Genomic DNA, 13,001 nt, shown 5'->3' on the forward strand with positions numbered 1-13,001 from the left:
CGTTCGTCAAATCGGTCACTTGCTGCGCTCGGGGCCAATTTAGTTCGTCATGGCACGCCGAATTGTGACAAGCCTTGCTGGATTTCTGCGTCTGGCACGTCGTGTCGATGATCAGGCAGCGCGACTAACGTGACTATTCCTTGCCGGACTTACGGGCTATATGCTGTCGCTCTGTCATTGAACTGTCATGTCATCGTAAATGCTGAAATCAGACCCAACACCGGCTCGCAAAACCTCGAGTGCGCCGGACGGAAATCCTGTCCTGAAGGACAACAAGAGGACGCAAGTCGTCGCCGGCTTTCTCAGGCAGATTGAACCGGCCGAGCCCGGCGCGGAACCTGCGATCGTCGAGGGCGGTGTGAGTGATCAGACGCCATCGCAAGATGCCCTGCCTGCTCCGGAACCAACTCGGTCGAGCCTTGCCGCGCACCCCGGCGAGATCGAGCTCAAGCTCCTCGTCGATGCCGATCGCATGGCGCATTTCAACGCCGCGCCGGTCATCGCGGCGAATGCGCGCAACAAGGGCTCGCGAAAACACCTCAAATCCGTCTACTATGATACGCCTGATCGGATGCTTCGGCGCAACGGCCTGAGCCTGCGCGTTCGCCAGAGCGGCGCGCGCTTCGTGCAGACCGTGAAGACCGACACAGCGGATGATCCGCTGCGCCGCGGCGAGTGGGAGGCGAGCGTGGCCTCGCTTGCGCCCGATCTCGCTCTGGCGATGCCGTTCATTCCGGAGAAGCTTCGCAGCCATCTCGAAGCGCAGCCGCTCGAAGCTATCTTCACCGCCGACGTCCATCGCCATGCGCGGATGATCGACCTGCCGTCCGGCACGGTCGAGATCGCCTTCGACCAGGGCGTGCTCACGGCGAGCGATCGATCGCTGCCGGTGAGCGAGATCGAGCTGGAGCTCAAGAGCGGCAGTGCGAGCACGATCTACGAGGTCGCGTTGCGGCTGGCGGAGCACGGCGCGGTGAAGCCGTCCATCCGCAGCAAGTCGGCGCGTGGCTTCGATCTTGCCGCGGGCGCGCCGCCCTCGGCACGACGCCCGCGAAAACTTCGCCTCGATCCTTCGGTGACGCTCGACGAAGCCTTCGCGACGATCCTGCGCTCGTGCTTCCTCCATCTGCTTCAGTCGCTGCCGGCGGCCGAGGACGGGCGCAATCCGGAAGGCGTGCATCAGCTGCGTGTCTCGCTGCGCCGGATTCGATCGGCGCTCGACCTGATGCGCTCGGTCGGCGCGCTCAGCAATCTCGACGCACTGCGCTCGGAGGCGCGCTGGCTGGCGCAGGACCTGTCCGCCGCACGCGACTGGGACGTGTTCCAGCGCGAGACCTTGCCGACGATCGCGAAGGCTTGCCCTTCAATCGCCGGCTTCGATGCGCTCGGCCGGGCTGCGGCCGAACGCCAGTCCGACGCCTATCGCAAGGCGCATCACGCGCTCGACGATCGCCGCTGCGCCATGTTCCTGATCGGCCTCGGCAACTGGATCGAGACGCGGGGCTGGCGCAACGACGTCGCCGCCGAAGATCTCGGCCGGCTCGCCGAGCCCGCCGTCAACTTCGCGCAGCGCATTCTGTCGGAGCAGTACGCCAAGGTGCTCAAGCGCGGCCGCCGCTTCAAGTCGCTCACGATGGAGGAGCTGCACCGGGTGCGGCTCGCGACCAAACGGCTGCGCTATCTCAGCGAGTTCCTGCTGCCGCTGTTTGCCGATCGCAAGTCCGCGAGGAAGTTTGCCCGCAGGCTCGCCGGTTTGCAGGAGGAGCTCGGCGCCTTCAACGACATGGCGGTCACGGCTTCGCTGCTCGACGGGCTCGGTGCCGAGCCCGACAGCGCCATCGCCGCCGCCGCGATCGCCGGCTGGCAGGCGCGTGCATCGATCGGCGTCAAGCCCGCCTTGCAAGGCACGTGGCGCGATTTCACTGCCGCGCGCGTGCCTTGGTCCTCACAGGGCTGATCGCAGAACCCCAAAAAGTTGCGGCCAGCCATTGGGGGATGGCTGGCCGCGCGCGAACCGGTCTGGGACGGGGAGGGGTGGGGATGTGACCGGGTCGCGTAACTCCTTGTCTCGTTCTTAATCTCTGGCGCTGGCGGTGGAGACCGCCGGCTTGGTATCGCCCAGCGAGACCCAGACGTTGGGATCGCTCTGCGACTGGCGCTTGACGAAGCGGTAGCCGGTTTCCGTCCAGGCAACGACGTTCTCGTTCTGATTGTCGAGAACGAACTCGCCCTTGTCGGTCTTCACCGTCAGCACCGCGTGTCCTTCGCCCTTCTTGTCGCGCACGACGGTGATCAGCAGGGCTTGGCGCGGCCATCCGGCATCGATCAGCATCTTGCGCTTCAACAACACGTAGTCTTCGCAGTCGCCGTAACCGTCGGTCGGCAGCGACCATTTCTCGATCACGCCCCAGTGCTCCTGGTCGGTCAAAGGCTTGACGGTCTCGTTAACCCAGCGATTGACCTTGACGAGGTCGCGCCATGCGGCCTGCGACATCACGATGTCGCGCGGCTGTGCCGGCGTGCCCTGGCACTGAGCGGTATTGTCCGCGCAGAACTCGACCCAGCCGATCGGCGCACGCGTGGTGTCACCGAGGCTCGCGTAGAGCAGACGGCCTTCGCCGGCCTGCGCTGCCGCGCTGATCCCGAAGAGCATGGCAGCCAGCGCCAGCCCTTTCCCCTGTCCCTTGAAGTCAAACATTGCGGCCCCCGTTTCTTGTTGGGACCACATTTCGCACGGAGCTTTTGAGTTGCCGCTAAGTCAGTCAAGTCAAGTCGAGACGAATACAAGGCGAATTCGATCTATACTTGAATCGAATTCTCATAAAATTTGAAACAACTGCAATTGATTCAAGTTTTATCGATTAACGCGGAAACGCTGGCGGAACCGCCATTTCAACGTGCAAACGGGCCGCGCGTTAACCGGCGCGAGGCCCATGATCACGCGCGAAAAAGGCGGCGTCCGCATTGCGGAAGCCGCCTTCGGGGCTGGAAATACAGGGGTTTTGGCGTCCTAGCGCTTTACCGCGCGGTAACGCTCTCTTCGAGTGTCTCGATCGGCTGCGCGTGGACGAACTCCAGCGCGAAGCCGTCTTCGAGGTTTCGGACCACGCGGCCCTGGACCCGGCCGAGCATGACGGTCGATTTCAGCGGCGGCCGGTTCTCCGCGGCGATGGCAGCACCGGACAAGGAAAGGTCGATGATGCGGCAGGTCATCTTGGTGCCGTCCTCGAGCGTCAGCACCGCGATCGGGTTGCGCGGCACGATACGGTCGTGGCGGCGGTCCTCCGGCAGATTGAGGATGTCGCGGTTGGCGAGCCAGGTCAGCTGCGCGGCGAGCTTGTCGCGCTTTCGGGGCGTCGCCCCGATCGTCATGGCGAAGCCGTTGTCGATGATGCGGGTGATCTTGCCCTCGACACGGCCGATATGGTCGAGATAGGCGACGACGCGGTCGCCGACATTGCCGATGCCGGGGGCGAGCAGCGCGAGGCCGCCCGGCGACATGTTGATCACCTGGCAGGGGAATTCGCGGCGGTCCGGCAGCATGTAGCGGCCGAGCAGGTGCACCTTCACCCGCTGGAAACGCCGACGCTCTTCGGCGGCAGGAAGAAATTTTTTGTTCGCCAACGCCATTTTCAACACCCGACCCCCGCCCGGGCGGAGTCCGGGACGACCCTAAGGTGCATAGGGTTAATGCCGCGTTAGGATTGGGTGCGGCGGAAACGGACAGACACGATGCGTTCGAAAAGCCACACCGGAGGGTGCTCAAGCCGGCCTCGTCGCCCGCCGCTGCAGCAGGAGCAGCAGCGCCAGCAGCACCGCGGCGGACAGCCCGAGCGACCAGTGAATGCCGATCGCCGCGCCAAACAGCCCGACCGTGATGCCGCTGAACGCCCGCATCCCGAGCCCCGCCATATTATAAAGACCGACGACGCGGCCGCGAATGTCGTGCGGGGCATTCACCTGCACCAGGGCCTGCGCCATGGTGTTGAACGACAGCTCGAAGAAGCCGGCGCAGAACAGCAGCACGATCGCAACCGGATAGATCCGCACCGTGGCGAAACCGAGCAGCGCCGCGCTCCAGAGCATGGCCAGCATGATCGCGGTGCGCGGCGTGCCTTTCAATCGTCCCCAGGACTCCAGCGCGATAGCGGCGAGCACCGCGCCGGCCGCATCCGCCGCGAGCAGCACGCTGTAGGAGACGCCGGGATCGCCATGGCCGAGGTCGCCGGCAAAGCCCGGCATCTGGGCGTGATAGGCGTTGCCGATCATGAAGGAGGTGAGGCCGGCGAGCCAGGTCATCGCCATCAGGGTCGGCTGGGTGCCGATGGCGCGGATGGTCAGCACGATGTCGGCAAGGCCGCGCACCGCAAAGCGCCGCACCGCCACGCTGCTGTTGCGCACCGGCGCCCAGAACAGCCAGAGCAGCATCGGCAGATAGAACAGCGTGTTGAAGATGATGCCGTGCGAGGTGCCCAGCGTCAGCATGATGATTCCGCCCACGGCAGGCCCGACCAGGATGCCGAGATAGCGCGCCATCGCGTTCAGCCGCACCGCGCTCGGCAGGTCGGCGGGGCCGACGAGGTCGTAGAGCAAGAGCTGGTTCGGCGTCTGCCAGAGCACGCCGGCGCAGCCATGGATCACCAGCAGCAGCATCGCGTGCCACATCTGGATCGTATCGGTGATGAAGAAGAAGCCCCATCCGCTCGATGCCACGATGAACAGCAGCATGCCGCACTGGATGATGCGGCGCGGATCGAACCGGTCGGCAAGCCCGCCGACCGCGACCGAGAACAGCAGGAACGGCAGCCAGTGCGACAGCACCGCAAAACCCGCCAGCGCCGGCGAATGGAATTTCTGGAACACCACCCAATAGCTGATCACATGCTCGATGTTGTCGGCCATCATCGCCAGCACGTAAGAGCCGAACTGCAGCCGGTACGGCACCGACTTCATCGCCGCGAACGAGCCGGACGCAGCCACGGGATTTTGGGGAAGGGAGTTCAAGGGGGCACCTGGGAAGGACGCTTGCGGCCTTACACGGTCGAGGGTGAGGGCTCAAGACAATTGGATGTGTGGGCATCTGCCATGCACTGCCACCACGAACTCCGTCGTCATCCTGAGGTGCTCACCTTGCGAGCGTCCGCATCGCAAGATGAGCCTCGAAGGATGGACCGCAACCCGTAGCCCATCCTTCGAGGCTCCCCGTGCGACGCTACGCGCCGCACGTTTCGCACCTCCAGCGACAACCGCTTCGCGGTTGCGCGGGGATGACGGTAGAGTGTGTGGCAGCTGCCGTAGCCCGTATGAGCGCAGCGATATCCGGGGCCGCTGATTCCGCATGTCGCTTCGCTCATGCGGGCTACGAATTCCTGCATCTTGGCACGCGCGTACATCTCACATAGCTTTGCCTCAGCCCGCACCCATCAATCATAACAGACGGGCAACGAGGAAACAGCCATGCAATCCATTCGCGTCTGCACCCATGCAGGGCCGGGCTCAGAGCCAGTCATCCGCACCGTGCCGTGGCCGAAGGTCGGCCGCAAGGCCGCGCTGATCAAGGTGGGCGCATGCGGGGTCTGCGGCACCGATCTGCATATTCTCAAGGGGCATTGGCCGAAGCCGCTGCCCTGGCCGTTCACGCTCGGCCACGAGCTTGGCGGAATCATCGTCGAGTGCGGCGAGGAGTTTACCGAGGACTTCATGAGCAAGCCGCTCAAGGTCGGCTCGAAAGTGATGATCCCGCCGCTGATGCCCTGCGGCCATTGCTATTACTGCATCCATTATCCGCAAACCGCCAACAAATGCCTGACGCCGGTCTATTACGGCCGCTATCTCGGCTTCGACAAGGCGCCGCACATGTGGGGCGGCTGGGCCGAATATGTCTACGTCGATCTCGATATGCTGCCGGGCACCAAGATATACAAACTGCCCGACGACATGTCGTTGCGTCTCGGCGCGCTGTCCGAGCCGCTGACCTCCTGCATCCGCGCCTTCAACCGCGCCAGCCGCGCCGGTAGTTTTTCCTGGGGCGACACCGTGGTGATCCAGGGATCGGGGCCGATCGGCATTCTCGCGGTCGCGGCCGCAAAGGAGATGGGGGCAGGGCGCGTCATCTGCGTCGGTGCGCCCGAGGAGCCGCGGCTCAAGCTGGCCCGCGAATTCGGCGCGGAGGCGACCGTGAACATCGGGGGGATCAGATCGCCGCAGGAGCGCATCGCGCGTGTGCGCGAGATCGTCGGCGGCTTCGGCGCCGATCTGGTGATGGACTGCTCGGGGCACCCCACCGCCGGCCCCGAAGGCATCGAGATGCTGCGTGACGGCGGCACCTATGTCGAGATGGGCCAGTTCACCGATGCCGGCTCGATCGAGACCTCCTGGCACCGCATCTGCACCAAGGATCTCAACGTGCTGGGCTCCTGGGGCTTCACCGGCAACGATCTGCCGCTCGGCGTCGACATGCTCTATCGCACGGCGGGCAAATATCCCTGGCTGAAGATGCAGACGATCTATCCATTCACGGAGGAAGGCGTCGCGCAGGCGGTGAAGGACGCGATGGCGATGAAGACGGTGAAGTCGACCATCGTGCCGTGGCCGGAACTGGTGGACTAGACGATGCCATCGGTCCCGCACGATCTCGCGGCGTTCCTGGTCGAGGCCAAGCGGCGCACCTATGCCGGCCTCGACGACGACGCGACGGTGGCCGCGCCGCTGCTCGCAGGCTCCAGGCAGATCGAGCATCGCGCGCCGCCTTATGCCTATCGCGATATCTATTTCGGCATGGGATTTTTCGTCGGGCAGGAGACGGTGTCGAAGGACGACCGCGTCATCTGGTCGATGAGCTACGGTGGTGGCGCCGGTGCGGAGATCAGGGATCGGGAGACTTTCCTCGCGATCTACAAATTCCTGCGTCACGCGCTATTGGCTGTGAGCGTCGAGCAGCCATACCGCGGACCGCGCCGATTCGAACAAGCGGGGATGCTCTACCGCAACGAGGTCGAAGGCGCGCTCGATCGTTTCCACGGCGTCGAGACGATTGCGCGGCAAGATGGCATGCAGCTCTACGAGCTGCGCTATGGTGGCGGACTGCTGCGATAGCCCTGCGAGCCTGTAGCCCGGATGGAGCGAAGCCCAATCCCGGGACACCGGCCCCGCATTCCGCTTTGCTTCATGCGGGCTACGAGCCGCAATTTGGAATAAGGGCCACGATGACAAACGAACAGACACCCGAACCAACCCGGCGCTCCCCCTTCAACGCCATCCGCGGGATCGACTACACCGTCATCTTCGTGCGCGACATGGCGGCGATGCGCCGCTTCTATGAGGATGTCCTCGTCTTTCCTCTGCTGCGCGAGCCGTCACCGAACTGGATCGAGTACGGCCTGGGCGGCAACACGCTGGCGCTGGCGCGGCCGAGCCGGACCGCCGCCGATGCGCCGACGAACTCGTTCGGCAGGGCGTTGCGCTGGTGTCGCCGCCGACCAACCAGTCGTTCGGGCATCGCACGCTGTTCTTCCGCGACCCCGACGGCAATCTTCTGGAGATCTATGCCGAGATTTAGGCTGTGTACTCATTAAGCAGCTGTGCTCCGCTCCGGGGTCTCGGCGTCAAAATGCGCGGTCGCAACCACAACCGGCCGCGGCGGTTTGGCTTTTTGCGCCCCGGTATCCTTGCACCCGGCCAGCGCAGCGGCCATCAAGGCCAGCGAGGGGCGTCTCCCCCTGCTAATCGCTATCAGCTTGCGCGGGATTGCGCGCCGTGACGATCCACGTCGCGCCGTCGATCATCACCGACCGCTCGCCGGGGCAGTCCGCGAAGGCGGCACGAACCGCGGCCGAGGCGCGGGCGCGGATGTCGTCGGGCTGATCAACAAGCGCGCGCGACAGCGGGCCGACCTCGAACGTCATCTTCACCGCGTCGTCGATCGCCGCGTCCCGCGTCGCGCCCTCGCCAAACGGGACGGAAGCATCGAAGGGCACGATAGCGATATCGTTGAAGCCGGCCCCCGTCAGGATGCGCGCCACCCGCCCCCGGTCGCCGAACGAGAACGGGCCGGGCGTTTCGGGATCGGGCGGCGCGGTCGCCGGGACGATGCCCTTAATCGCGCCCATCGGCAGGTGAATCCAATCGTTCTCGGCCGCGCCACGCCAGCAGACGAAAGCGACCCGCCCGCCCGGCTTGAGCGCGCGGCGCATATGGGCGAACGCGCCTGTCGGATCGTCGAAGAACATCACCCCGAAACGCGAGAACAGGATGTCGAACGCCCCCTCGGGCAGCTCGGCGCTGCTGGCGTCGGCGACGCGGAACAGGGTTGGCGTATCCTGTGGCGCGAGCGCGCGCGCTCGGGCGATCAGCGGTTCGGATATGTCCACGCCCAGCACTTGGCCCCCCGCGCCGACGCGGGCGGCCAGAGCCAGACTCGACGCGCCCGCGCCGCAGCCGACGTCCAGCACGCGCTCGCCCGTCGCGGGCGCGGCGGCTTCGATCGCGGCCTGACCGAACACGGCCGCTATGGCGTCGAGCCGGGCCTGGTGGGCGACCCAGCGCTCCCCGCTTTGGTCATTCCAGCCGGCGGCTCGATCGGCATTGTGCTGTGCCATGACATATCCTTGTTCTCTAAACTGTCCGATGCCAAAGCGCGCATCGTCTCCAGCGAGCAGCGAGGGCGAACGGGATGAAGCGATCCATTCCCCGCTGATCCTTGAGAGCAACGACCAGATCCGGATCGAAGCTCCGTGTACATCGTCAGCCTTCAGAGCCCCCGCTTGTTCGATGAGCTCCGCACGCCGGCGCCCCTGCAGTTAACCGTCCACTATTCTTTTCAACGTGGCCCTTTGCATTGATCGCGGCGTCAGACGATTTGAAAAGGCTGCCATCTTGTTCGCGAGGCCGGCGATCACCATGGCTTTTCCTTCCATAAGCGCCCGAACACCGCTCGCGGCGACCGGACGAGGCTTCATGGTGAGGAGGCGCAGCAAGGCCGTTGTGGCTGCGCCGGCTGCCGCATCGAAGCCCGTCGCGGTGTGCCCCGGGCAGAGAGTGGTAACAACCACACCATGCGAGCGGAGTTCGTCGTGCAGGGCCTCGCCAAGGGCGAGTACATATGCCTTGGTCGCCGCATAGGCCGCGTAGCTGGGAACGGCTTGGAAGGCCATGAGACTGGCGACGAGAAGGATATGTCCAGAGCGCCGCGCGGCCATGTCACGGCCGAACAGGTAGGTCAGCTCTGTGAGCGTCGTGATGTTGAGCTGGATCATGTCTGTCGTGCGCTCGATCGGCGTGTCCAACAAAGCGCCGTGCAAGCCGTATCCGGCATTGTTCAGCAAGATGTCGATCGTCACCGACCTCGCATCGAGACTGCTTTTCAAGTGGCTGGCGGCGCCCGGCGCGGCAAGATCGATCGCCTCGACCAGCACGTCCACCCCGTATTTGCGGCGGAGATCGGCGGCAAGCTTTTCCATCGACTCCCGCCTTCGGGCCGCCAATACGAGATTGACTTTCTGCGCAGCCAGGAGATCTGCGAAGTCGAGGCCGAGGCCACTCGACGCCCCGGTGATCAGAGCCCATTTTCCGGCGAAGCTGTTCATTGGTTCTTTCGACATCGTTCTCTTCCTCAACTCCAATTCGATGGCACGCGGCAACCGGAGAAGGGAATCTGCGCTCTCAAACCACCATCGACTGCTGGGCGAAGATACCCGCCATCGCGCCCTGCGATGATGCCTGGGTGACCGAGGGCAAGAAGGGCGTGGTGAGGTCGCCGGCGGCGTAGATGCCAGGCGTGCTGGTTTGACGGCGTTCGTCGACCTTGAGGACGATGCCGGCGGGCGTAGCCACGGTGGCAAGGCCCAGTGCTTCATGCAGGCTTGCGGACGGCTTGTTGCGCGGATTGGCGAACAGGATGTCGACCGCGACATTGCGGCCGGTATCGAGATTGACGGTGGCGATATGGCCCTGGTGATGGGCGATCTCGACGATCCGGCCATCGACGAGAGGTAGGTTGCGGTGCGCCAGATCGGCCTGGATATCGGGCGGAATGTCGTGACCATCGGCGAAGAGCGTCAACTTGTCAGTCCAATCGTGGAACAGCCTGACCTGATTGTGCGACTGCGGGCTGGACCAGACGAGGCCCCAATGCTGTCCGGCGACTTCAAAGCCATCGCAATAGGGGCATGGCACGATGGACGTGCCCCAGCTTTCGGCGTAGCCCGGAACATCAGGCATCTGGTCGGCGACGCCATAGCTCAGGATCAGACGACGCGCCGCAAGGCTTTCACCATCGCCAGTAAGGACAGAGAAATTGTCGATGGCGCCGGAGACGCTGTCGGCCCGGGCACTGACAAGCTTGATCGCGGGATAACGCGCCAACTGCCGCCGCGCCTCCGCCAGGATGTCCAGCGGCGGCTTGTGATCGTGGCCGAGCAGTCCATGCGAGTGGCCGGCGAAGCGGTTGCGTGGCAGACCGGTATCGAGAACGGTGACCTTGCGGCGGGCGCGGCCGAGCTGCAAGGCGCCGGCGAGACCGGCAAAGCTGCCGCCGATGATGATGACGTCATCCATGGTGATGGGCTCCGTGTTGTGGATGGAGGGAGACGAGTTGGGCTTGGCGGTGGCCTGAGCGCGGGCGAGGCCGATGGCGGAAAGCGCAGCCAACTTCAGCAGGGCTCGTCGTTGCGTCGAAGGAGTCACCTTGCCCCTGGCTTGCACATTTCAGATACTTCATGGTATCGTAATTCAAGAATTAGGATACTGTCAAGTACTGGAGTTGCCGTGACCGAAAACAGCCAGGGCCGGCGCGGCCGGCCCGCCAACGAGGCGCTTGGCCAAACCATCATCGACGCCGCGCGCGAGCTCTTTGTGGAGTTGGGTTTTCAAGCGACGACATTGGACAAGGTCGCCCAGCGAGCGAAGATATCCAAGCTCAGCATCTACAGGCACTTCGAGAACAAGGAGGCGCTGTTCGGCGCGGCCATGGCGGCCGGCTGCCATCAGTTGTTTGCACCACAGACCCTTCTTGAAGGCGTCGACGGTTCGGTCGAAGATCAGCTCGTGGCGGTGGGATCATCACTGCTTCGCACGCTGTTGAGATCGGACGTCCGCAGCCTCGAAGCCATGGTCATGGCCGACAAGACGAGTCAAAACGCGTTAAGCAAGCTCCATTTCGAAGCCGGCCCCGCTCATGTCATCGCCGAAATCGAGGCCCTGTTGCGTCAGTTGCACGCGAAGGGGCTTCTGAACGTGCCCGATCCTCTCCGGTCCGCCCGCTTGTTCGCCGCGCTTTTCAAAGGATCCGATCTCCTGATGATCGCACGCTTCGATCAGGCGAAAGCAGAGGACGACAACGAAATCGATTCCTATTGCCGGTCGGCCGTCGCCATGTTCATCGCCGCGCATCGTGACAACGACCAAGTGGGCGGAGATTTGCCTGCCTTAAGGTCAAAAAAACAAAATTTGAATCGTGCGTGACTAGCAAAATTCATGCGGTGGTCGATAGCAATGGTCTGTCGGTACGGCTGGCGCTGAGCCCCGGTGAGGCGCACGACGTTCGACTAGCCGGAAAACTGCTGTCTCGTCTGAAATCCGGGGCAATGTTACTCGCCGACCGTGGCCATGACGCCGACTGGATCAGAGAACTTGCGATGAAGAAGGGCGCGTGGGCCAACATCCCGCCAAAGAGCAATCGCAGCGATCCGATCTGCTTCAGCCCGTATCTTGCTTTCGTTCAGCTCGCCTCGATCAGGCTATGGCTTCGCGTTAATGAGTCCACGTCCTAGTCCAGTCACGGTGACCGTCGCCTCAAAAGTTCCACCGGAAATCGCCGAGTTATTCACGTCGCGGTGAAACTTAGGTCCAGGTTGCGGCTTTCAGTTGCCAGGAGAGCGATCGTGAAGCGAATCCTGAAACCGGTCACTTACGTGCTGGCTGCCATCTACTTCGTGGTGGATGCGGTCTTCATGGCCGTGGCGCGGCCAATAGCGCGTTGGATCGGGCGGCATTTCGAATTCAGGCGATTGCGCGCCTGGATCAGGGGGCTACCGCCTTATCCGTCGCTCGCTTTATTCTCGGTGCCCGTCATCATTCTGGAGCCGGTCAAGCCCGTGGCGGCCTATCTCGCCGCGACCGGTCAGTTCGTCAGCAGCGTTGTGACTTTCATTGTCGGCGAGTTGCTCAAGCTGGTGTTGGTCGAGCGCCTGTTTCATCTCACGCGCGACAAGCTGATGCGAATTCCCGCCTTTGCCTGGGCTTACGGAAAATACGCCGCGGCCAAGGCGTGGCTGCAGGCGACCGAGGCCTGGCGCGCCATCCGAGCGCTGGCCCGCGCAATCAAGGACAGTGCTGCACGCGCAAGAGCCAAGCTGGCCGGCCGCTTCAGCCGGCTGGCGGCCTCCAGGGATTAGGCCGCGCGCGCTGCCCTCTACGCAAGCTTGCGCGCTGCGGCGGTCGCCTTGTCGCCGGTGTTCGGGGTGCCGGTCGGCTCGATCAGCATCAGGTGGACCTCCTCGCGCGCCACCGGGCGATGTTCGACGCCTTTGGGCACGACATAGAGCTCGCCCGGACCGAGCGTCACCGTGCGATCCCGCAATTCGATGTCCAGATTGCCCTTCAGGACCAGAAAGAAGTCGTCGGTGTCGTCATGCTTGTGCCAGGTGAATTCGCCCTTCACCTTCACCACCATCACGTCGCAATCGTTGAACGTCGTGATCGTGCGCGGGGACCAGAGGTCCTCAAAGGTCGCGAGCTTGTCGGCGAGCGATATGCTGTCAGGCATGTTTCCCCCATTGTTCTCTTGTGAGAAACGATTTGGTATCGGATGGCCGGTGCGGCAAGACCGTATCCATCGACCGATCGAGGTGGCGGTAAAAATCCTCCGCAACCTCTAAGCGCGGTTCTCTGCGCGAAGCCATGCATCATAGGCATGGTGATTTCCGGGCACTTGGCGTAAAGAGCGCCCAGATCAAATCAGCGTGCGGCCGGGCCGTTTGCCGCGCATGCAGCTCAGGCCCCTC

12 protein-coding genes and 2 pseudogenes are annotated in these 13,001 nt (G+C 63.8%); 7 read left to right on the plus strand and 7 right to left on the minus strand.

Annotated elements, in window-relative coordinates; genetic code table 11:
• Positions 1–199 precede the first annotated feature (199 nt).
• Positions 200–1,957, plus strand: a complete 1,758-nt coding sequence (locus tag GGD67_RS16870; RefSeq protein WP_179734313.1) for a CYTH and CHAD domain-containing protein — start codon at positions 200–202, stop codon at positions 1,955–1,957.
• A 117-nt stretch (positions 1,958–2,074) separates the two neighbouring features.
• Here the strand turns inward: GGD67_RS16870 and GGD67_RS16875 are convergent, their stop codons facing one another.
• The 3 genes from GGD67_RS16875 to GGD67_RS16885 form a co-directional block, all read right to left on the minus strand.
• Positions 2,075–2,698: a transglutaminase-like cysteine peptidase gene (locus GGD67_RS16875; protein WP_177237231.1), complete on the minus strand. Its 624-nt coding sequence runs from the start codon at positions 2,696–2,698 to the stop codon at positions 2,075–2,077.
• Between the two features lie 320 nt (positions 2,699–3,018).
• A complete protein-coding gene (locus tag GGD67_RS16880) occupies positions 3,019–3,630 on the minus strand; it encodes a PilZ domain-containing protein (RefSeq protein ID WP_026202686.1) in 612 nt (203 codons plus the stop codon).
• A 132-nt stretch (positions 3,631–3,762) separates the two neighbouring features.
• A complete protein-coding gene (locus GGD67_RS16885) occupies positions 3,763–4,953 on the minus strand; it encodes an MFS transporter (RefSeq protein WP_179734474.1) in 1,191 nt (396 codons plus the stop codon).
• A gap of 504 nt (positions 4,954–5,457) precedes the next feature.
• Here GGD67_RS16885 and GGD67_RS16890 point away from each other — a divergent pair.
• From GGD67_RS16890 to GGD67_RS16900, 3 genes and pseudogenes are all read left to right on the plus strand, one after another.
• Positions 5,458–6,609: a zinc-binding dehydrogenase gene (locus GGD67_RS16890; RefSeq protein ID WP_179734314.1), complete on the plus strand. Its 1,152-nt coding sequence runs from the start codon at positions 5,458–5,460 to the stop codon at positions 6,607–6,609.
• Positions 6,610–6,612: 3 nt separating this feature from the next.
• On the plus strand, positions 6,613–7,095 hold the full coding sequence (locus GGD67_RS16895; protein WP_179734316.1) for a DUF5680 domain-containing protein: 483 nt from the start codon (positions 6,613–6,615) through the stop codon (positions 7,093–7,095).
• Between the two features lie 110 nt (positions 7,096–7,205).
• Positions 7,206–7,558, plus strand: a pseudogene (locus tag GGD67_RS16900) (VOC family protein).
• Positions 7,559–7,721: 163 nt separating this feature from the next.
• On the opposite strand, the gene GGD67_RS16905 reads toward GGD67_RS16900, so the two are convergent.
• The 3 genes from GGD67_RS16905 to GGD67_RS16915 form a co-directional block, all read right to left on the minus strand.
• Positions 7,722–8,597 (minus strand): class I SAM-dependent methyltransferase, encoded by an 876-nt coding sequence (locus GGD67_RS16905; RefSeq protein ID WP_179734318.1) that lies wholly within the window; start codon positions 8,595–8,597, stop codon positions 7,722–7,724.
• Between the two features lie 201 nt (positions 8,598–8,798).
• Positions 8,799–9,599 carry an SDR family oxidoreductase gene (locus GGD67_RS16910; protein ID WP_179734320.1) on the minus strand — a complete coding sequence of 267 codons (801 nt, stop codon included), beginning with the start codon at positions 9,597–9,599 and terminating at the stop codon, positions 8,799–8,801.
• Between the two features lie 61 nt (positions 9,600–9,660).
• On the minus strand, positions 9,661–10,554 hold the full coding sequence (locus GGD67_RS16915) for an NAD(P)/FAD-dependent oxidoreductase (protein WP_179734476.1): 894 nt from the start codon (positions 10,552–10,554) through the stop codon (positions 9,661–9,663).
• Between the two features lie 210 nt (positions 10,555–10,764).
• Here GGD67_RS16915 and GGD67_RS16920 point away from each other — a divergent pair, with 210 nt between their 5' ends.
• The 3 genes and pseudogenes from GGD67_RS16920 to GGD67_RS16930 all read left to right on the plus strand — a co-directional run bounded on the left by GGD67_RS16920 (position 10,765) and on the right by GGD67_RS16930 (position 12,392).
• The gene (locus GGD67_RS16920) at positions 10,765–11,460 is read left to right on the plus strand and encodes a TetR/AcrR family transcriptional regulator (protein WP_179734322.1); all 696 of its coding nucleotides are present in this window, start codon (positions 10,765–10,767) and stop codon (positions 11,458–11,460) included.
• Positions 11,457–11,768: pseudogene (locus GGD67_RS16925) on the plus strand (transposase); the annotation flags it as partial. The gene GGD67_RS16920 and the pseudogene GGD67_RS16925, both read left to right, overlap by 4 nt.
• Before the next feature lie 111 nt (positions 11,769–11,879).
• Positions 11,880–12,392 (plus strand): hypothetical protein, encoded by a 513-nt coding sequence (locus GGD67_RS16930; RefSeq protein WP_179734324.1) that lies wholly within the window; start codon positions 11,880–11,882, stop codon positions 12,390–12,392.
• Positions 12,393–12,409: 17 nt separating this feature from the next.
• Here the strand turns inward: GGD67_RS16930 and GGD67_RS16935 are convergent, their stop codons facing one another.
• Positions 12,410–12,763 carry a cupin domain-containing protein gene (locus GGD67_RS16935; RefSeq protein ID WP_179734326.1) on the minus strand — a complete coding sequence of 118 codons (354 nt, stop codon included), beginning with the start codon at positions 12,761–12,763 and terminating at the stop codon, positions 12,410–12,412.
• Between the last annotated feature and the right edge of the window lie 238 nt (positions 12,764–13,001).

The organism is Bradyrhizobium sp. IAR9, from assembly GCF_013408065.1.
In the GTDB taxonomy this organism is placed as follows: domain Bacteria; phylum Pseudomonadota; class Alphaproteobacteria; order Rhizobiales; family Xanthobacteraceae; genus Bradyrhizobium.

Excerpts from the sequence above, each read along its gene's own strand:
- GGD67_RS16890 (WP_179734314.1), top strand. The coding sequence starts at position 5,458 with ATGCAATCCATTCGCGTCTGCACCCATGCAGGGCCGGGCTCAGAGCCA.
- GGD67_RS16910 (WP_179734320.1), bottom strand. The coding sequence starts at position 9,599 with ATGTCGAAAGAACCAATGAACAGCTTCGCCGGAAAATGGGCTCTGATC.
- GGD67_RS16870 (WP_179734313.1), top strand. The coding sequence starts at position 200 with ATGCTGAAATCAGACCCAACACCGGCTCGCAAAACCTCGAGTGCGCCG.
- GGD67_RS16875 (WP_177237231.1), bottom strand. The coding sequence starts at position 2,698 with ATGTTTGACTTCAAGGGACAGGGGAAAGGGCTGGCGCTGGCTGCCATG.
- GGD67_RS16885 (WP_179734474.1), bottom strand. The coding sequence starts at position 4,953 with ATGAAGTCGGTGCCGTACCGGCTGCAGTTCGGCTCTTACGTGCTGGCG.
- GGD67_RS16915 (WP_179734476.1), bottom strand. The coding sequence starts at position 10,554 with ATGGATGACGTCATCATCATCGGCGGCAGCTTTGCCGGTCTCGCCGGC.
- GGD67_RS16905 (WP_179734318.1), bottom strand. The coding sequence starts at position 8,597 with ATGGCACAGCACAATGCCGATCGAGCCGCCGGCTGGAATGACCAAAGC.
- GGD67_RS16935 (WP_179734326.1), bottom strand. The coding sequence starts at position 12,763 with ATGCCTGACAGCATATCGCTCGCCGACAAGCTCGCGACCTTTGAGGAC.
- GGD67_RS16880 (WP_026202686.1), bottom strand. The coding sequence starts at position 3,630 with ATGGCGTTGGCGAACAAAAAATTTCTTCCTGCCGCCGAAGAGCGTCGG.
- GGD67_RS16895 (WP_179734316.1), top strand. The coding sequence starts at position 6,613 with ATGCCATCGGTCCCGCACGATCTCGCGGCGTTCCTGGTCGAGGCCAAG.